This window comes from Lactobacillus sp. ESL1191, from assembly GCF_058504435.1.
This window is the reverse complement of record NZ_CP196365.1, coordinates 1,215,192-1,232,370: the sequence shown is the minus strand read 5'-3', so window position 1 is coordinate 1,232,370 and position 17,179 is coordinate 1,215,192. Positions and strand designations below refer to the sequence as shown.

General features: G+C 41.3%; 33 protein-coding genes. All 33 read left to right on the top strand.

Features of this window, described 5'->3' with window-relative positions:
- Positions 1-14 precede the first annotated feature (14 nt).
- Positions 15-647, top strand: coding sequence for a 50S ribosomal protein L4 (gene rplD, locus ACSYSN_RS06205; RefSeq protein ID WP_317637146.1), 633 nt, complete (start codon positions 15-17; stop codon positions 645-647).
- The gene (gene rplW / locus ACSYSN_RS06200) at positions 644-949 is read left to right on the top strand and encodes a 50S ribosomal protein L23 (protein WP_491712001.1); all 306 of its coding nucleotides are present in this window, start codon (positions 644-646) and stop codon (positions 947-949) included. Before rplD ends, rplW begins: the two co-directional genes overlap by 4 nt.
- Before the next feature lie 15 nt (positions 950-964).
- Complete coding sequence (gene rplB / locus ACSYSN_RS06195; RefSeq protein WP_317637144.1) at positions 965-1,801, top strand: 50S ribosomal protein L2; 837 nt, start codon at positions 965-967, stop codon at positions 1,799-1,801.
- Positions 1,802-1,819: 18 nt separating this feature from the next.
- Complete coding sequence (rpsS, locus tag ACSYSN_RS06190; RefSeq protein ID WP_317637143.1) at positions 1,820-2,101, top strand: 30S ribosomal protein S19; 282 nt, start codon at positions 1,820-1,822, stop codon at positions 2,099-2,101.
- Positions 2,102-2,120: 19 nt separating this feature from the next.
- A complete protein-coding gene (gene rplV / locus ACSYSN_RS06185; protein WP_491712000.1) occupies positions 2,121-2,474 on the top strand; it encodes a 50S ribosomal protein L22 in 354 nt (117 codons plus the stop codon).
- 13 nt (positions 2,475-2,487) lie between these two features.
- Positions 2,488-3,156, top strand: a complete 669-nt coding sequence (gene rpsC / locus ACSYSN_RS06180; RefSeq protein ID WP_491711999.1) for a 30S ribosomal protein S3 — start codon at positions 2,488-2,490, stop codon at positions 3,154-3,156.
- On the top strand, positions 3,156-3,596 hold the full coding sequence (gene rplP, locus ACSYSN_RS06175; RefSeq protein WP_491711998.1) for a 50S ribosomal protein L16: 441 nt from the start codon (positions 3,156-3,158) through the stop codon (positions 3,594-3,596). Before rpsC ends, rplP begins: the two co-directional genes overlap by 1 nt.
- Positions 3,586-3,783: a 50S ribosomal protein L29 gene (gene rpmC / locus ACSYSN_RS06170; RefSeq protein ID WP_317637140.1), complete on the top strand. Its 198-nt coding sequence runs from the start codon at positions 3,586-3,588 to the stop codon at positions 3,781-3,783. Before rplP ends, rpmC begins: the two co-directional genes overlap by 11 nt.
- Before the next feature lie 18 nt (positions 3,784-3,801).
- Entirely contained in the window at positions 3,802-4,068 is a 267-nt protein-coding gene (rpsQ, locus tag ACSYSN_RS06165) for a 30S ribosomal protein S17 (protein ID WP_317637139.1), read from the top strand.
- 31 nt (positions 4,069-4,099) lie between these two features.
- Positions 4,100-4,468 carry a 50S ribosomal protein L14 gene (rplN, locus tag ACSYSN_RS06160; protein ID WP_317637138.1) on the top strand — a complete coding sequence of 123 codons (369 nt, stop codon included), beginning with the start codon at positions 4,100-4,102 and terminating at the stop codon, positions 4,466-4,468.
- 13 nt (positions 4,469-4,481) lie between these two features.
- Positions 4,482-4,739, top strand: coding sequence for a 50S ribosomal protein L24 (gene rplX / locus ACSYSN_RS06155; protein WP_317637137.1), 258 nt, complete (start codon positions 4,482-4,484; stop codon positions 4,737-4,739).
- Between the two features lie 14 nt (positions 4,740-4,753).
- A complete protein-coding gene (gene rplE / locus ACSYSN_RS06150) occupies positions 4,754-5,296 on the top strand; it encodes a 50S ribosomal protein L5 (RefSeq protein WP_317637136.1) in 543 nt (180 codons plus the stop codon).
- Between the two features lie 12 nt (positions 5,297-5,308).
- The gene (locus ACSYSN_RS06145; protein ID WP_046307561.1) at positions 5,309-5,494 is read left to right on the top strand and encodes a type Z 30S ribosomal protein S14; all 186 of its coding nucleotides are present in this window, start codon (positions 5,309-5,311) and stop codon (positions 5,492-5,494) included.
- A gap of 22 nt (positions 5,495-5,516) precedes the next feature.
- On the top strand, positions 5,517-5,915 hold the full coding sequence (rpsH, locus tag ACSYSN_RS06140; protein ID WP_317637135.1) for a 30S ribosomal protein S8: 399 nt from the start codon (positions 5,517-5,519) through the stop codon (positions 5,913-5,915).
- 24 nt (positions 5,916-5,939) lie between these two features.
- Entirely contained in the window at positions 5,940-6,470 is a 531-nt protein-coding gene (gene rplF / locus ACSYSN_RS06135) for a 50S ribosomal protein L6 (protein WP_317637134.1), read from the top strand.
- Between the two features lie 23 nt (positions 6,471-6,493).
- A complete protein-coding gene (rplR, locus tag ACSYSN_RS06130; protein ID WP_491711997.1) occupies positions 6,494-6,850 on the top strand; it encodes a 50S ribosomal protein L18 in 357 nt (118 codons plus the stop codon).
- Between the two features lie 15 nt (positions 6,851-6,865).
- Positions 6,866-7,372: a 30S ribosomal protein S5 gene (gene rpsE, locus ACSYSN_RS06125; protein WP_317637132.1), complete on the top strand. Its 507-nt coding sequence runs from the start codon at positions 6,866-6,868 to the stop codon at positions 7,370-7,372.
- Positions 7,373-7,385: 13 nt separating this feature from the next.
- Positions 7,386-7,571: a 50S ribosomal protein L30 gene (gene rpmD, locus ACSYSN_RS06120; RefSeq protein WP_317637131.1), complete on the top strand. Its 186-nt coding sequence runs from the start codon at positions 7,386-7,388 to the stop codon at positions 7,569-7,571.
- 19 nt (positions 7,572-7,590) lie between these two features.
- A complete protein-coding gene (gene rplO / locus ACSYSN_RS06115; RefSeq protein ID WP_491711996.1) occupies positions 7,591-8,031 on the top strand; it encodes a 50S ribosomal protein L15 in 441 nt (146 codons plus the stop codon).
- Positions 8,031-9,326, top strand: a complete 1,296-nt coding sequence (gene secY / locus ACSYSN_RS06110; RefSeq protein WP_491711995.1) for a preprotein translocase subunit SecY — start codon at positions 8,031-8,033, stop codon at positions 9,324-9,326. The genes rplO and secY overlap by 1 nt, the downstream gene beginning before the upstream one ends.
- A 10-nt stretch (positions 9,327-9,336) precedes the next feature.
- Positions 9,337-9,990, top strand: coding sequence for an adenylate kinase (locus tag ACSYSN_RS06105; RefSeq protein WP_491711994.1), 654 nt, complete (start codon positions 9,337-9,339; stop codon positions 9,988-9,990).
- Between the two features lie 67 nt (positions 9,991-10,057).
- Positions 10,058-10,279: a translation initiation factor IF-1 gene (gene infA, locus ACSYSN_RS06100; RefSeq protein WP_046307550.1), complete on the top strand. Its 222-nt coding sequence runs from the start codon at positions 10,058-10,060 to the stop codon at positions 10,277-10,279.
- Between the two features lie 14 nt (positions 10,280-10,293).
- Entirely contained in the window at positions 10,294-10,410 is a 117-nt protein-coding gene (gene rpmJ, locus ACSYSN_RS06095; protein ID WP_046307548.1) for a 50S ribosomal protein L36, read from the top strand.
- Positions 10,411-10,431: 21 nt separating this feature from the next.
- The gene (gene rpsM / locus ACSYSN_RS06090; RefSeq protein WP_317637127.1) at positions 10,432-10,779 is read left to right on the top strand and encodes a 30S ribosomal protein S13; all 348 of its coding nucleotides are present in this window, start codon (positions 10,432-10,434) and stop codon (positions 10,777-10,779) included.
- 25 nt (positions 10,780-10,804) lie between these two features.
- Positions 10,805-11,188, top strand: coding sequence for a 30S ribosomal protein S11 (rpsK, locus tag ACSYSN_RS06085; protein WP_317637126.1), 384 nt, complete (start codon positions 10,805-10,807; stop codon positions 11,186-11,188).
- Between the two features lie 45 nt (positions 11,189-11,233).
- On the top strand, positions 11,234-12,172 hold the full coding sequence (locus ACSYSN_RS06080) for a DNA-directed RNA polymerase subunit alpha (protein ID WP_491711993.1): 939 nt from the start codon (positions 11,234-11,236) through the stop codon (positions 12,170-12,172).
- 23 nt (positions 12,173-12,195) lie between these two features.
- Positions 12,196-12,579: a 50S ribosomal protein L17 gene (rplQ, locus tag ACSYSN_RS06075; RefSeq protein ID WP_491711992.1), complete on the top strand. Its 384-nt coding sequence runs from the start codon at positions 12,196-12,198 to the stop codon at positions 12,577-12,579.
- A gap of 177 nt (positions 12,580-12,756) precedes the next feature.
- Positions 12,757-13,605: an energy-coupling factor transporter ATPase gene (locus ACSYSN_RS06070; RefSeq protein WP_491711991.1), complete on the top strand. Its 849-nt coding sequence runs from the start codon at positions 12,757-12,759 to the stop codon at positions 13,603-13,605.
- Positions 13,581-14,426: an energy-coupling factor transporter ATPase gene (locus tag ACSYSN_RS06065; RefSeq protein ID WP_491711990.1), complete on the top strand. Its 846-nt coding sequence runs from the start codon at positions 13,581-13,583 to the stop codon at positions 14,424-14,426. The genes ACSYSN_RS06070 and ACSYSN_RS06065 overlap by 25 nt, the downstream gene beginning before the upstream one ends.
- A 6-nt stretch (positions 14,427-14,432) precedes the next feature.
- Positions 14,433-15,230 carry an energy-coupling factor transporter transmembrane component T family protein gene (locus ACSYSN_RS06060; protein WP_491711989.1) on the top strand — a complete coding sequence of 266 codons (798 nt, stop codon included), beginning with the start codon at positions 14,433-14,435 and terminating at the stop codon, positions 15,228-15,230.
- On the top strand, positions 15,230-16,015 hold the full coding sequence (truA, locus tag ACSYSN_RS06055; protein WP_491711988.1) for a tRNA pseudouridine(38-40) synthase TruA: 786 nt from the start codon (positions 15,230-15,232) through the stop codon (positions 16,013-16,015). Before ACSYSN_RS06060 ends, truA begins: the two co-directional genes overlap by 1 nt.
- Before the next feature lie 105 nt (positions 16,016-16,120).
- Positions 16,121-16,564, top strand: coding sequence for a 50S ribosomal protein L13 (gene rplM, locus ACSYSN_RS06050; RefSeq protein WP_317637119.1), 444 nt, complete (start codon positions 16,121-16,123; stop codon positions 16,562-16,564).
- 11 nt (positions 16,565-16,575) lie between these two features.
- The gene (gene rpsI, locus ACSYSN_RS06045; protein WP_491711987.1) at positions 16,576-16,971 is read left to right on the top strand and encodes a 30S ribosomal protein S9; all 396 of its coding nucleotides are present in this window, start codon (positions 16,576-16,578) and stop codon (positions 16,969-16,971) included.
- The last annotated feature ends 208 nt before the right edge of the window (positions 16,972-17,179 follow it).

The following is a 17,179-nucleotide window of genomic DNA, read 5'->3' as shown; positions in this document are numbered from 1 at the left end:
GAAGGAGGACTAGAATGGCTAATTTAAAAGTTATCGATCAACAAGGTAAAGATGCTGGTAAGGTTACTTTGAAGGATGAAGTATTTGGGATTGAACCAAACGAAAGCGTCGTCTTCGATGCAATCATCAGACAAAGAGCTGGCAGGCGTCAAGGTACCTCAAAGGTTAAAAATAGATCTGCTGTTCGTGGTGGTGGTAAGAAACCATGGAAGCAAAAGGGTACCGGTCGTGCTCGTCAAGGCTCCATCAGATCGCCACAATGGCGCGGCGGTGGTGTAGTATTTGGACCAACTCCACGTTCTTACGCGTACTCAATGCCAAGAAAGCAACGTCGCTTGGCTATCAAGTCAGTTCTTTCCCAAAAGCTGATTGATGAAAACTTAATTGTTTTAGACCAGTTGACTATGTCAGCTCCTAAAACTAAAGAATTCAAGTCAATCTTAGACGGCTTAAAAGTTGAAGGCAAGGTATTGGTTGTTTCAGAGGACAAAAATGTTCAACTGTCAGCTAAGAACCTGCCGAACGTGAAGGTAATTACGATCAATGGTTTGAATGTTGAAGATGTTGTTAATTTCGACAAGTTGATCTTAACTAAGGATGCTATTGAAGTGATTGAAAAGAATGTTGAGGGGGCTGCGGAGAAATGAGTGCACATGATATCATTTTAAGACCTGTCATTACCGAAAAGTCAACGAACTTAATGGATGATAAGAAGTACACTTTCAACGTGCTTTTAACCGCAACCAAGACGCAAGTTCGCGATGCTGTTGAAGAAATTTTTGATGTTAAAGTTAAGAAAGTTAACATTATGAATGTTCGCGGGAAAGACAAGCGGGTTGGTCGTTACTTTGGTAAGACTGCTCGTAGCCGTAAGGCAATTGTTACTTTGACTAACGATTCAAACGACATCAAGATTTTTAAAGACGAAAACAACGGAGAAAGTAAGTAATAGGAGGTCAGTCAATTGGCTATTAAAGTTTATAAGCCAACCACCAACGGTCGCCGTAATATGACTTCTTCCGACTTTGCTGAGATTACTAAGAGCAAGCCAGAACGTACCTTGCTTGAATCACAATCACATACTGCAGGTCGTAATTCATATGGTCATATTACTAGTAGACACCGTGGCGGTGGTCACAAGCAGAAATACCGTATCATCGATTTTAAACGTAATAAGGACGAGGTTAAAGCAGTTGTTAAGGCAATCGAATATGATCCTAACAGAACAGCTAACATTGCATTACTGCACTACACCGATGGTATTAAGGCTTACATCTTAGCTCCTAAGGGACTAAAGGTAGGCGACATTGTTGAATCTGGTTCAGATGCTGATATCAAGCCAGGTAACGCGCTACCATTAAAGGATATTCCTACTGGTACATCAATTCACAACATTGAAATGAGACCTGGTAAGGGTGGTCAACTCGTTAGAAGTGCCGGTACTAGTGCCCAGCTCTTAGGTAACGATGGTAAATACACCTTGGTTAGACTGCAAAGTGGCGAAGTTCGTAAGATCTTGTCAGTTTGCCGGGCAACTATTGGAGTCGTTGGCAACGAGCAGCACTCACTGATTCAGTTGGGTAAGGCTGGTCGTAGCCGTTGGTTAGGCAGACGTCCACAATCTCGTGGTTCGGTTATGAACCCTAACGATCACCCACATGGTGGTGGTGAAGGTAAGGCCCCAGTTGGTCGTCCGCAACCAATGACGCCATGGGGCAAGAAGGCTCGTGGTGTTAAGACCAGAAACAAGAAGCAAGCTAGTGAGAAGTTAATTATTCGTCACCGTAAGGGCAGCAAGTAATAGAAGGAGGGTTAATTAATGAGCCGTAGTATTAAAAAAGGGCCTTTTGCAGATGCATCATTGTTAAAGAAAGTTGATGCACAAGCTGACACAGAGAAAAAGCAAGTTATTAAAACTTGGTCTCGTCGTTCAACTATTTTCCCTTCCTTCGTTGGATTGACTATAGCTGTTTACGATGGTAGAAAACATGTCCCGGTTTATGTGACTGAAGACATGGTTGGCCATAAGTTAGGTGAATTTGTTCCAACGAGAACATTCCGTGGACACAAGACATCAGCTGATAAGGCTACTGCAAAATAGAGGAAGGAGAAACACTTAAATGGCAGAACAAATTAGTTCAGCTAGGGCTGAAGCAAGAACTGTTCGGATTGCTGCAAGAAAAGCGCGCCTAGTCGTTGACTTGATCCGTGGCAAGGACGTTGCTGAAGCATCGGCAATCTTGCAATTTACGCCTAGAGCTGCTTCCCCAATCGTTGAAAAGGTTCTGCGTTCAGCTATTGCTAATGCAGAACACAACTACGATCTTGAAAGTGCAAACCTGTACGTATCAGAAGCATACGTTAACGAAGGTGCCACACTAAAGAGATTTCGGCCACGTGCCAAAGGAATGGCTTCTCCGATTAACAAGAGAACTAGTCATGTAGTTGTAGTTGTTTCAGAAAAGAACGATTAAGGGAGGTATATTGATGGGTCAAAAGATTAACCCAAACGGTTTTCGTCTCGGCGTGATTCGTGATTGGGAATCCAAATGGTATGCTGACAGAGGATATAAAGAAACCTTAAACGAAGATTTGAAAATCAGAAAATTCATTTCCAAAACGTTAAAGGATGCCTCTGTTTCTACTGTTGAAATTGAGCGTGCAGCAAACAGAATTAACGTATCAATCAATACCTCAAAACCAGGTATGGTAATTGGTAAAGGCGGTTCTGAAGTTGAAACTTTAAGAAGCAAATTGAATGCTTTGACTAACAAGCAGGTTCACGTTAATATTGTTGAAATCAAGAAACCGGATCTCGATGCTAAGTTAGTAGCTGAAAGCATTGCCAGTCAACTTGAAGCTCGTATTGCATTTAGACGGGCAATTAGACAAGTTACACAGAGATCAATGCGTGCTGGTGCCAAGGGAATCAGAGTACAAACCTCTGGTCGTTTGAACGGTGCCGACATGGCAAGAAGAGAGTGGCACACCGAAGGACGGGTACCACTACAAACTTTAAGAGCGGATATTGATTATGCTTGGGTAAATGCCTACACCACTTACGGTGAAATTGGTGTTCAAGTATGGATCAACCGGGGTGAAGTCTTACCTTCCAAGAGTAAGAATCCTGAACAAGTGAAGGGAGGAAACAAATAATGCCTCTAGTACCAAAGCGAGTAAAACACCGTCGCGAATTTCGTGGAAAGATGCGTGGTGCTGCCAAAGGCGGTAAGACCGTTGTCTTTGGTGAATTTGGCTTACAAGCCCTCGAATCTCACTGGATCACTTCTCAACAAATCGAAGCTGCCCGTGTTGCGATGACTCGTTACATGAAGCGTGGCGGTAAAGTTTGGATCAGAATTTTCCCACAAAAATCATACACTGCCAAAGGTGTCGGTGTGCGTATGGGTTCTGGTAAGGGTGCACCAGCAGGTTGGGTAGCCGTAGTAAAAAGAGAAAAAGTTATGTTTGAAATTGGTGGCGTCAGCGAAGAAGTTGCGCGTGAAGCACTTCGTCTTGCTTCAACTAAGTTACCAATCAAATGTAAGTTTGTGACTAAAAGTTCGGAAGTAGGTGGCGATTCTAATGAAGGCTAAGGAAATCAGAGCATTAACCACTGATCAAATGTTAGACAAGGAAAAGCAATACAAAGAAGAACTCTTTAACTTGCGTTTCCAACAAGCAACGGGTCAATTAGAAAATACCGCTCGCCTAAGCAAAGTCCGCAAAAATATTGCTAGAATTAAGACAATTCTTAGCGAACAAGCATTGAAAAACGATTAGTGGAAGGGAGTTATTAACTTGAGCGAATCAATCGAAAGAAATCATCGTCACGTATATCAAGGTCGCGTAATTTCTGATAAGAACGACAAAACAATTACAGTTGTTGTTGATACTTACAAGAATCACCCTGTATACAAGAAGCGTATCAAATATTCGAAGAAATACTACGCACAAGACGAAAATAATGAAGCTAAAGTTGGCGATACTGTTCGTATCATGGAAACTCGTCCATTATCTCGTACAAAGCGCTTTCGTTTAGTTGAAATTGTCAAGAAATCTGTTTAACTTGCGGATTTAGTGAGGGGAGGATTATACAGTGATTCAAAATGAATCCCGTTTGAAGGTTGCTGATAACTCAGGTGCCAGAGAACTTTTAGTTATTAGGGTCTTAGGTGGATCAAAGCGTAAGACCGGTAACATTGGTGACATCGTAGTAGCAACTGTCAAACAAGCAACACCAGGTGGCGTTGTCAAAAAAGGTGACGTTGTTAAAGCTGTCATTGTTAGAACAAAATCAGGCGCACGCCGCGAAGATGGTTCATACATCAAATTTGATGAGAACGCCGGCGTAGTTGTTAATGAAGATAAAAGCCCTCGTGGTACTCGTATCTTTGGGCCTGTTGCACGTGAGTTGCGTGAGCACGACTTTATGAAGATCGTCTCTCTTGCTCCTGAAGTCTTATAAGTGAGGTGCACTGATGTTTGTTAAAACTGGTGACAAAGTAAAGGTTATTGCTGGAAAAGACAAAGGCAAAGAAGGGATTGTTGTTTCAGTTAACACCAAGAAGAACCGGGTGGTTGTTAAGGGTGTTAATACAATTAAGAAACATGAAAAACCTTCACAAACTAATGCAAATGGTGGTGTTGTTGAATCAAATGGTTCAATTCACGCTTCAAATGTAAAGGTTATTGCCAAGTCTGAAAGCAAAAAAGAAGAAACAAAGAATAAGAAATAGAAGGGAGGACACAAATGGCAAATTATTTAGCTCAAGAATATAAAGAAAAAATTGTTCCTGCACTGCAAGATAAATTTGAATATAAGTCTGTAATGCAAGTACCTAAAATTGAAAAAATTGTTTTGAACATGGGTGTCGGTGACGCTGTTGCTAATGCCAAGAACTTGGACGAAGCAGTGGCAGAATTAACCCTAATTTCCGGTCAAAAACCACTGGTTACGAAGGCTAAGAAGTCAATCGCTAACTTCCGCTTGCGTGAAGGTATGTCTATCGGTGCTAAGGTAACCCTTAGAGGAGATAGAATGTATGATTTCTTGTACAAGTTAGTCAATGTTTCACTTCCTCGTGTTCGTGACTTCCGCGGTGTTTCAAGCCGTTCGTTTGACGGTCGTGGTAACTATACTTTAGGCATTAAGGAACAATTGATTTTTCCGGAAATTGACTTTGATAAAGTCAATCGGACAAGAGGTTTAGACGTTGTTATCGTTACTACTGCCAATACTGATGAAGAAGCACAAGCGCTTTTAAGTCAATTTGGTATGCCGTTTGCAAAATAATGGAGGACATTAATGGCTAAAACATCACAAAAAATTAGAAATCATCGTCCTGCTAAATTTTCTTCACGTGAATATACTCGTTGCGAGAGATGTGGTCGTCCACACTCCGTTTACCGTAAATTTGGCTTATGCCGTATTTGTCTGAAAGATTTAGCTCACAAGGGTCAAATCCCAGGTCTTAAAAAGGCCAGTTGGTAATACGGTTAGGAGGATAGCATAAATGGTCATGACAGATCCGATCGCAGATTACTTGACTAGAATTAGAAATGCCAATATGGCAAAGCATAGTTCTGTTGAAATTCCTGCATCAAATATTAAAAAATCTATTTCGGAAATTTTGAAACGCGAAGGCTTCATCCGTGATTACGAAGTTACTGATGACAACAAACAGGGCATTATCAAGATTTTCTTGAAATATGGTCCAGACGGAGAACGGGTCATTTCAGGCTTGAAGCGTATTTCAAAGCCAGGTCTGAGAAATTACGTGGGCGCTGAAAATTTACCTAAAGTTCTTAACGGCTTGGGTATTGCCATCGTTTCTACTTCTGCTGGTGTGATTACCGACAAGGAAGCTAGACAAAAAGACGTTGGCGGCGAAGTTGTTGCTTACGTTTGGTAATTCTGACAGAAAGGAGCATAATCAATGAGCCGGATAGGTTTAAAAACAATTGAAGTCCCAGATAATGTCACTGTTACCAAAAAGGGTAACGACATTACTGTCAAGGGACCAAAGGGTGAATTAACTAGATACTTTGATCCAAAAATTACCTTTAAGCAAGAAGATGGTAAGATTAACTTTGCTCGTTCGAGTGAAAGTGATAAAGCACTTCACGGTACGGAACGTGCAAACTTAGCATCAATGGTTGAAGGTGTAGTTAATGGCTACAAGAAGACTTTGAAGTTAATTGGGGTTGGTTACCGTGCAGCAGCACAAGGTAGCAAGTTAACTCTGAACGTTGGCTACTCACACCCAGTCGAATTGACTGCACCAGAAGGTGTTTCTGTTAAAGCTACTTCAGCTACTGAAATTGAAGTAGAAGGGATTTCTAAGCAAAATGTTGGACAATTTGCTGCTGAAATCCGCGATGTACGCCCACCTGAACCATATAAGGGTAAAGGTATTCGCTATACTGATGAATACGTACGTCGTAAGGAAGGTAAGACAGGTAAGTAATAAATAAATTTTGAGGTGAAATTGTGATTTCAAAACCAGATAAGAATAAATTACGCTTAAAGCGTCATAAACGTATTCGTAGCAAAATTTCTGGTACTGCTGAGCGCCCACGCTTAAGCGTTTTTCGTTCAAACAAAAACATCTACGCTCAATTAATTGATGACGTAGCGGGTGTAACGCTAGCAAGTGCCTCAACTTTGGATGACTCTGTTAAGGGATCAACTAAGGTCGAACAAGCTCAAGCTGTTGGTAAGGCAATTGCCGCTGCAGCAAAGGCAAAGAAAATATCAAGTGTCGTTTTTGACAGAAGTGGTTATCTATACCACGGCCGTATTTCAGCTTTGGCAGACGCCGCGCGTGAAAACGGGTTAGATTTCTAGGAAAGGAGAAAATACATGGCAAACCGCAACGATTCTCGTAATAATCGCAGAAACAAAGACGACATCGAAGATCAGTTAGTAGCAATTAATCGTGTCACCAAGGTTGTCAAGGGTGGTCAACGAATGAGATTTGCTGCCCTAGTAATCGTGGGCGACAAAAAAGGTCGTGTAGGCTTTGGTACTGGTAAAGCTCAAGAAGTTCCAGAAGCAATCCGTAAGGCCGTCGAAGCTGGTAAGAAGAACATGATCACTGTTCCTAAGGTTGGTACAACCATTCCGCACGAAGTGATTGGCCACTACGGTTCAGGTAGCATTTTGATTAAGCCAGCTCCAGCTGGTTCTGGAGTTGCTGCCGGTGGTGCCGTTCGTATCGTTATGGATATGGCCGGTATCGCTGATGTTACTTCTAAGTCACTTGGATCAAATACACCAATTAATGTTGTTCGTGCAACAATTGATGGTTTAAAGAAGCTTAGAACTAGTGAAGATGTTGAAAAGCTTCGTCACGCAAGTTTAGATTAGGGAGACTAGATAAATGACTGAATTAAAAGTTACTTTAATTAGAAGTGCTGCGCACCGTCTACCTGACCAAAAGAAAATTGTTAAGGCTCTTGGCCTTGGTAGAATTAACAGTACAGCTACTCTACCAGACAATGCTTCCATTCGTGGTGCATTGTTAAAAGTTGCTCACTTAATCTCGGTTGAAGAGATTAACAAATAAAAGAGGAGGTGCTGAATTAATGAAGCTGAATGAATTACGTGCTGCTGAAGGTTCACGAGGTACTAGAAAACGCGTTGGTCGCGGTACTTCAAGTGGTCACGGAAAGACTTCCGGTCGTGGACAAAAGGGACAATTATCCCGTCAAGGCGGACATACTCGTTTAGGTTTTGAAGGTGGGCAGATGCCACTGTTCAGAACTATGCCTAAGCGTGGTTTCAATAACATTAACCGTAAAGAATACGCAATTATTAATTTAGACGACTTAAACAAGTTTGCAGACGGCAGCGAAGTAACTGTTGCTAGTCTGAAAGAAAAAGGCTTGGTTAAGAAGGAATTAGCAGGCGTTAAGTTACTCGCTAAGGGTGATTTAAAAGTTAAGTTAAACGTAAAGGTTAGCAAAGTTTCCGCCGCTGCACAAAAAGCAGTTGAAGCTGCAGGCGGATCTATTGAGGTGATCTAATGTTTTCGACCTTGAAGAACGCCTTTAAGGATAAAGAGATTAGGAATAAAATTTATTTTACCCTCTTTATTCTATTAATTTACCGCATTGGAGCTAATATTACTGTTCCGGGTGTAAATGCAAAGGCGATTACTCAAGTTGCACAAACGGGCTTAGTTCCAATGTTGGATACTGTTTCCGGTGGTGGACTAGATAATTATTCAATTTTTTCACTAGGTGTTTCCCCCTATATTACGGCGCAAATTGTTATTCAATTGTTGCAAATGGATATTGTTCCAACCTTAGTAGAGTGGGGCAAGCAAGGTGAAGTTGGTCGCCGTAAGACCAATCAAGTAACTAGATGGCTCTCGTTAGCAGTGGCTTTCTTTCAAAGTATTGGTATTACGCTAGGTTTCAATGCGTTAACCCAGATGGGATTAGTAAAAACGCAAACACCGCAGACCTACGCAGAAATTGCTATCATTATGACAGCAGGAACAATGGTATTGACCTGGCTCGGTGATGAAATCACTGATAAGGGTCTTGGTAATGGAGTTTCGGTAATCATTTTTGCCGGAATTATTGCCAGACTCCCTCGCGGACTATGGCAGCTATACAAAGATGAAATTATCAACAACAGTGTGAGTGATCGCTGGCAAGGTATTTTGTTCTTCATCGCGATTATCATTGCAATCCTAATCGTAACGCAGATCGTTACTTGGGTTGAACAGGCAGATCGCCGCATTCCAATTCAATATACCAGACGGGCAACTATTAGTGGATCAGAAAGTTTTTTGCCGCTAAAGGTTAATGTTTCTGGTGTTATTCCAGTTATTTTTGCTAGTTCGTTTATTATCACGCCAGCAACTATTCTAATGGCCTTCCAAAGAACGCAAGGCGATCAGGAATGGTACAAGGTGATGACTAATATCTTCAGTATGCAAACTACCCCTGGGGTAATTATTTATACAATTCTGATCGTGCTCTTTACGTTCTTCTATGCTTTTGTTCAGGTTAATCCTGAAAAGCTAGCCAAGAACTTACAGAAGCAAGGAGCTTATATTCCAAGCGTTTGGCCAGGAAAAGATACGCAAAATTATGTTTCAAAGTTGTTAATTAGATTATCAACTGTTGGTTCAGTCTTCTTAGGCTTGGTGGCACTGTTGCCCCAGCTTGCAACTAATTTCTGGGATTTACCTAGTTCAATCGGACTAGGGGGAACCAGTCTATTGATTGTAATTGGAGTTGTCTTGGAGTTATCTCGTCAAATTAATGGATTATTAATGAAGAGAGAGTATGTAGGATTCATCAGATAGGGACGGATTAATGATTAACTTATTTCTTTTAGGATTGCCAGGAGCTGGTAAGGGTACAGTATCAGAGCAAATTGTTGATAAATATCAGCTAACTCATATCTCAACTGGGGATATGTTTAGAGAGGCAATGGCGAATGAGACCAAGGTTGGACTTGAAGCCAAAAGTTATATTGACAAGGGTGATTTGGTACCAGACGAGGTTACTGCTAGGTTGGTTGAAGAGCGTTTAGGGCAACCTGATATTGAGAAAGGCTATATTTTAGATGGCTTTCCGCGGACGATTGTTCAAGCTGAACTTTTGGAAGATATCACCAAAAAGTTAAACAAGCCGTTGACTAGCGTAATCTCGCTTGAAGTTAAGGAAGAAACCTTAGTCAAGCGCTTATCAGCCCGCTTTATGTGTAAAAACTGTGGTGCCACCTACAACAAGTTGACTAAGATGCCCAAGGTTGAGGGCACTTGCGATCGTTGTGGCAGCCATGATTTTTACCAACGTGAAGATGACAAGCCAGAAGTTGTCAAGAATCGTTTAGAAGTCAACGAAAAGATGAATACACCTTTGAAAGATTATTACCAGGCACATGGTTTGTTGACTGTTGTTAATGGTGAACGAAATCCCGAAGAGGTCTTTGAGAGTGTTGATGCGGTGTTAAGCAATAAGTAATATTGGTATATTTACTTATCCGTGTTATAATTTCAAAGTATGACTGTTTAAAGGCGGAGGAACGACTTTGGCAAAAGATGATGTCATTGAGGTAAAGGGTAAGGTTATTGATACCTTACCTAATGCTATGTTTAAAGTTGAATTGGAAAATGGAGCGGAGATTTTAGCACACGTTTCCGGTAAGATTAGAATGCACTATATTCGTATTTTACCTGGAGACAGGGTTACTGTTGAACTTTCTCCTTATGATTTAACAAAAGGTAGAATTACTTATCGGTATATAAAGTAATAACGGAGGGAAACATGAAGGTTAGACCATCTGTTAAACCAATGTGTGAACATTGTAAGATTATTAAAAGACATGGTCGTGTAATGGTTATTTGCCCTGCAAATCCAAAGCACAAACAGCGTCAAGGTTAAAATAAATAGGAGGTGCAATTTATGGCACGTATTGCTGGTGTTGACTTACCAAGAGATAAAAGAATAGTTGTTGCATTAACATATATTTATGGTATTGGTGAACCAACAGCACAGAAGATTTGTGCGGATGCTGGTGTTTCTGAAGACATCCGGTCAAAAGATTTGACTCCAGATGATCAAGAGAAGCTGCGTACAGAAGTTGATAAATACCGTGTTGAAGGTGACTTGCGTCGTCAAGTTAGCATGAACATTAAACGGTTGATTGACATTGGCTCATACCGTGGTATGCGTCACCGCCGTGGACTCCCAGTTCGTGGTCAGAATACCAAAAATAATGCCCGCACTCGTAAGGGTAGTAAGAAAAAATAAATAAAAATTATAAGGAGGTTTATTGATGCCTAAAACAGCACGCAAGCGTCGTGTGAAGAAGCACGTTGAAAAAGGCGTTGCGCACATCCACTCTACGTTTAATAATACTTTAATCATGATTACTGACGTTCAAGGCAATGCAATTGCTTGGTCTTCAGCCGGTGCATTAGGCTTTAAAGGTAGTCGTAAGTCTACCCCATTTGCAGCACAAATGGCAGCCGAAGCAGCAGCTAAGAGCGCCATGGATCAAGGCATGAAACATGTTGAAGTTTCTGTTAAAGGCCCGGGTTCTGGTCGTGAGTCTGCAATCAGAGCACTTCAAGCTACAGGACTTGAAATCACTGCAATTCGTGATGTTACTCCAGTTCCTCACAACGGTTCTAGGCCACCAAAACGTCGTCGTGTTTAATTTTGTTCTCAAAGAAGGACGTTACGTTTTGAAAGGGGCCAAGTAATGATTGAATTTGAAAAACCAAATATTACCGTAGTAGACCAAGAAAAGTCTTATGGTAAATTTGTTATTGAACCACTTGAACGAGGCTTTGGTACTACTTTAGGTAATTCATTACGTAGAGTTTTACTTACATCTATCCCAGGCACAGGACTCGTCTATGTTCAGATTGATGATGTTTTGCACGAATTTTCAACCGTTCCAGGCGTGAGAGAAGACGTCGCCAAGATGATCTTAAACTTGAAAAAGCTTGAATTAAAGTCTTTTTCAGATGAACAAAAGACGATTGAAGTTGATGTGGAAGGCCCGGCGACTGTTACAGCCGATGACCTTAAAGCAGATGCCGATATTCAGGTTTTGAACCCCGACCAATATATATGTACTATTGCTGACGGCGGCCACTTGCACATGCAGATTGCGGTTAAGAACGGCCGTGGTTATGTTGCTGCGGGTGACAACAAGAGTGAGGATATGCCAATTGGTGTTATTCCGGTCGATTCACTTTTTTCACCAATCAAAAAGGTGAATTATCAAGTTGAGTCAACTCGCGTTGGTAAAAGAGACGATTTTGACAAACTCACTTTAGAGATTTGGACAGATGGTTCAATCAAACCTAATGACGCCCTTAGTTTTGCTGCTAAAATTTTGGTAGAGCACTTCAAAGTGTTTGAAACTGCTGATGCAAATACCAAGTTCAGTGATGTGATGGTTGAAAAAGAAGACGATACAGCCGAGAAGAAGCTTGAAATGACGATTGAAGAGCTTGATTTGTCTGTTCGTTCATACAACTGTCTCAAGCGGGCTGGCATTAATACTTTGCAGGAGTTAACTGATAAGACTGAAGCTGATATGATGCGGGTACGTAATTTGGGCCGAAAATCATTAGAAGAAGTTAAGAACAAATTAGCTGACTTGGGACTTTCACTTCGTCAAGAAGATTAACAAAAATAAAAGGAGGTAAACTGATGGCATACCGTAAATTAGGTCGCGATAGTGCGCACAGAAAAGCAATGCTGAGAGAAATGACCACTCAATTGATTATGAAGGAACGCATTGTTACTACTGAAACACGCGCTAAAGAAGTACGCAAAACTGCCGAAAGAATGATTACTTTAGGTAAGCGTGGAGATTTAGCTGCTAGAAGAAAAGCCGCTGCTTATGTGCGCAATGAAATCGCTGATATTCACGAAGAAGATGACACAGTTGTAGTTAAGTCTGCATTGCAAAAACTTTTTAGTGATGTTGCACCGCGTTACAAAGACCGTAATGGTGGTTACACTAGAATTATGAAGCTGGCAAATGCCCGTAAAGGTGATGCAGCTCCAATGGTTATTCTTGAATTAGTTTAATATCGAATAACCCAACTTAATAGCTATTAAGAATTATCCATGAAAGTGAGAATAAGCGCTAAGATGATGACGAAAGTTTAGTCTAGCTTAGATAATTATTCATTATCCCTCTTCATGGGTGATTTTTTTTGCATTTTTTTGGTACAATTGAGTCAGATTGTTTAGGATGGTGATAATATGGCAGATCAGATTATAAAAATTCGCAACGTGAGTTTTACCTATCCAGAAGCAAAGACGCCAGCGATTGACAATCTTAGTTTTGATATTGAACGTGGCTCTTGGACCTCTATTATCGGACATAATGGAAGTGGCAAGTCGACGATTATTAGGCTACTTAATGGCTTACTGGTTCCAGATGAGACAAGCAAAGCAAAGATCGAAATCGATGGCACTGTGCTGAACGACGATACTGTCTGGAATATCCGCGATAAGATTGGCGTGGTTTTTCAAAATCCCGATAACCAGTTTGTTGGTGCTACGGTTGCTGATGACGTCGCCTTTGGGTTGGAAAACCGCGGGGTACCACGGTCTGAAATGGTTAAGCTGGTGCCAGCGGCAATAGCAGCAGTGGGCATGACTGATTATACCAATGCTGAGCCAGCTAGCCTTTCGGGCGGACAGAAGCAACGGGTCGCTATTGCGGGAATACTGGCCATCAGGCCGCAAATAATTGTTTTGGATGAGGCTACTGCAATGCTCGACCCAGAGGGTCGGGATCAGATTTTGGGCATAGTCCGAGAGATGAAGGAAGAGTATGACCTTACCGTCATTTCGATTACGCATGATATTGACGAAGCTAATTTAGCTGATCAAGTACTAGTAATGAATGATGGACAACTAATCACCCAAGGCAGGACAACAGAAATCTTTACTCAAACCAAATTACTTAAGGAGTTAGGCTTGGATGTTCCGTTTTTTGCCCAAGTTAAAGCTGCCCTGGTAACTGCTGGCGTCCCTATCCCGCCGATTGTTAATTCAGAAAAAGAGTTGATCAAGTTTTTATGTCAATTAAATTCGAACATGTAAGTTATTTTTATGCCGCTGATTCTCCACTTGAGAAAAAGGGTCTAGATAATGTCAGTTTTGAACTGCAAGATGGTTCCTTTACAGCTATTATTGGCCATACGGGCAGTGGTAAGTCGACGCTAATGCAGCACTTTAATGCCTTGCTTAAACCGAGTACAGGTCAAATTGAAATTGCGGGGACTAAAATTACGCCTGAAACAACCAATAAAGGCTTAAAGGAGCTACGTAAGCAGGTAAGTTTAGTCTTTCAATTTCCAGAAGCACAATTATTTGAAAATACAGTGCTAGATGATATAGCTTTCGGTCCTAAAAATTTTGGTTTTGATGACGAAGAGGCAAAAAAGCGTGCTCAGATTTGGCTTAAGCGCGTTGGTCTGCCGGCTGCTATCGCGACTCGGTCACCATTTGAATTGTCTGGCGGGCAGATGCGCCGAGTGGCAATTGCTGGAGTTTTGGCCTATGAACCTAGTATTCTTTGTTTAGATGAACCAACTGCCGGACTGGATCCAGAGGCACGCAAACAAATGATGCACTTGTTTGCTGACTATCAAAAAGAAGGACATACGGTTATTTTAGTTACCCATAATATGGACGATGTGGCGAACTATGCAGAAGATGTTTTGGTGATGGAGCAAGGTAAACTAATTAAGCATGCCACTCCAGTTGAAATTTTCCGTGATCAGTCTTGGTTACACAACCATCATTTGAATCAGCCACAAGCTTCTTTACTAGCTGGACAACTACCGGGTTTTACCTTTGCTAATCCGCCATTAACGGTTAAAGAATTGGTTCAAGGAATTGAACAAAATCTAAAGGGGTGATAACTTGTGAGTAAAATTTTAATTGGTCGCTATGTTGCTGGAAATTCCTTAGTCTACAAAATGGATCCTCGGGGCAAGTTACTGGCAACGATTTTCTTTATTTTGCTGATTTTTTTGGCTAATAATCCGTTGACCTATGTGATTATTACACTATTCAGCCTGCTTGCTGTGGCCGCTACTAAGTTAAAGCCTAAGGTTTTTTGGAATGGGATTAAGCCCTTAATTTGGTTAATTCTCTTCACCTCTTTTTTGCAGCTGTTCTTTACTGTGGGCGGAAAAGTATACTGGCAGTGGACGATTTTTGCCATTTCAAGTTATGGGATCACCAATGCAATTTTTATCTTTATTCGTTTTACCGTTATTATTTTGATTTCAACCGTTATGACGGTTACCACGATGCCGTTAGAAATTGCCGACGCTATTGAGTGGTTATTGGCACCGCTAAGGCTGGTTAGAGTTCCAGTTGATCAAATTGCCTTGGTGATGTCGATCGCTCTGCGCTTTGTTCCGACTTTGTTTGACCAGACCTTTAAAATCATGAATGCGCAACGATCACGTGGTGCAGACTTCAATAATGGGGGATTAATTAAGCGTGCCAAAGCAATCACACCGCTTCTGGTTCCCCTGTTTATCAACTCACTACAAACTGCAGTTGACCTTTCTACAGCAATGCAATCACGTGGTTACAAGGGTGGCCAGGGTAGGACAAAGTTCCGTGTATTGCACTGGTCTGTTTACGATTTGTGTAACTTAGGTTACTTTCTGGCTTTAATTGCTTTATTGCTTATTTTTAGGACACACTAATGACGACAAGATATAAAATGACCCTTGCGTACGACGGTCATCTTTTTCATGGCTTTCAGTCCCAGCCAGGACAACGAACAGTTCAGGGAACAATTGAGGCAGCACTGACTAAGATGACTAAGGGGAAAGTTGTTCTGGTCGAAGGATCTGGACGTACTGATGCGGGTGTACATGCTTTGGGACAGGTTATTCACTTTGATTATCCGGGTGCAAAAATCCCTCCAGAACGAATGCTTTTTGCGCTTAATTCGATCATGCCACTAGATATTGCTTTTAGGCAAAGTGAGATTGTAGATGAATCCTTCCATGTGCGTTATAACGCTAAGGGAAAGTGGTATCGCTACCGCATAAGTCTTGATCACTTTGTTGATCCGTTTAAACGTTTTTATAGCGGGCATTATCCTTACCCAGTAGACCTAGTTAAGATGCAGATTGCGGCGCGCGACCTGGTGGGCACACATGACTTTACCAGTTTCGCCGCTAGTGGCGGTCAGATCAAAAACAAAGTGCGGACAATGTACTACGTCAACGTAAAAAAAGACGATACAGCTAATGAGTTGATTTTTGATTTTATTTGCTCAGGCTTTTTGTATAACATGGTCCGTATTCTGGTTGCAATGTTGCTTGAAATTGGTAATGGGAAGCGCCCGCGAGATGATATTCCCCGGGTAATTGCCGCGTGTGACCGCGAGCAGGTAAGGGAGACGGCGCAAGCTAGCGGCTTATTTCTATACCATGTTTTTTATGGTGAAATCCCCCAAAAATATCGTCAAGATCTTGAATAAAGTTGACAATCAATCAAAAACGACGTATCCTAGATAAGTATGTTTGTCCACGATAAGCCCCGGAATCTTATTGTTACAAGCAACGTATAAACGGAGGAAATTAAATTGCGTACTACACAGTTAGCAAAACCTAATGAAATTAACCGTAAATGGTATGTTATTGACGCAACAGATGTGCCTTTAGGTCGTCTGTCTACTGCAGTAGCAACTATTTTAAGGGGCAAAAACAAGCCTCAATACACACCAAATGTTGACACCGGTGATAATGTGATTGTTATTAACGCTGGTAAAGTTAAGTTAACTGGTAAAAAGGCTACCGACAAGATCTACTACCACCACTCTGGTACTCTTGGCGGAATCAAGGCTACGCCAGCTGGTAAATTACTTGCTAACAACCCAGTTAGATTGGTTGAATTGTCAGTTAAGGGAATGCTTCCAAAGAATACTCTTGGTCACCAAGAATTTTTGAAGATGCATGTTTATGCAGATGCCGATCACAAGCATGAAGCACAAAAACCCGAAAATTTAGACATTAACAAGTTGATCTAGGAGGTTAAATAATGGCACAACAAGTTGCATATGCAGGTACTGGTCGGCGTAAAAATTCAGTTGCGCGTGTCCGTTTAGTACCAGGCAGTGGAAAAATTACGGTTAACAACAAGGATGTAGATCAATACATTCCATTCCCTAACTTAGTTAAGGATTTAAAACAACCATTGACTTTGACTGAAACTGAAAATCAATATGATGTTAAAGTTAATGTTAATGGTGGTGGCTTTGCAGGTCAGGCTGGAGCGATTCGTCTTGGCATTGCACGTGCCCTGTTGGAAGTTGATCCAGATTTTCGTGGTCCACTGAAGAAGGCTGGATTCTTAACTCGTGATCCAAGAATGGTTGAACGTAAGAAGCCTGGTTTGAAGAAGGCTCGTAAAGCTTCACAATTTAGTAAGCGTTAATTATATTGAGATTATGTCCCAAAGGTCTTACACTTATGTGCAAGGTAATATAAAAAGCATCAGCATACGCTGGTGCTTTTTTGTATACTTAAAAGTGCTAAAAAGAAACCTGAGTAGGACTAATTGTCATTTTTAGTTAAATAGCGGGTTGATCAGTATGACTCTAAAAAGGTTTTGAAGGTTATCTGTGAGAAGTCTTTGTAAGAAC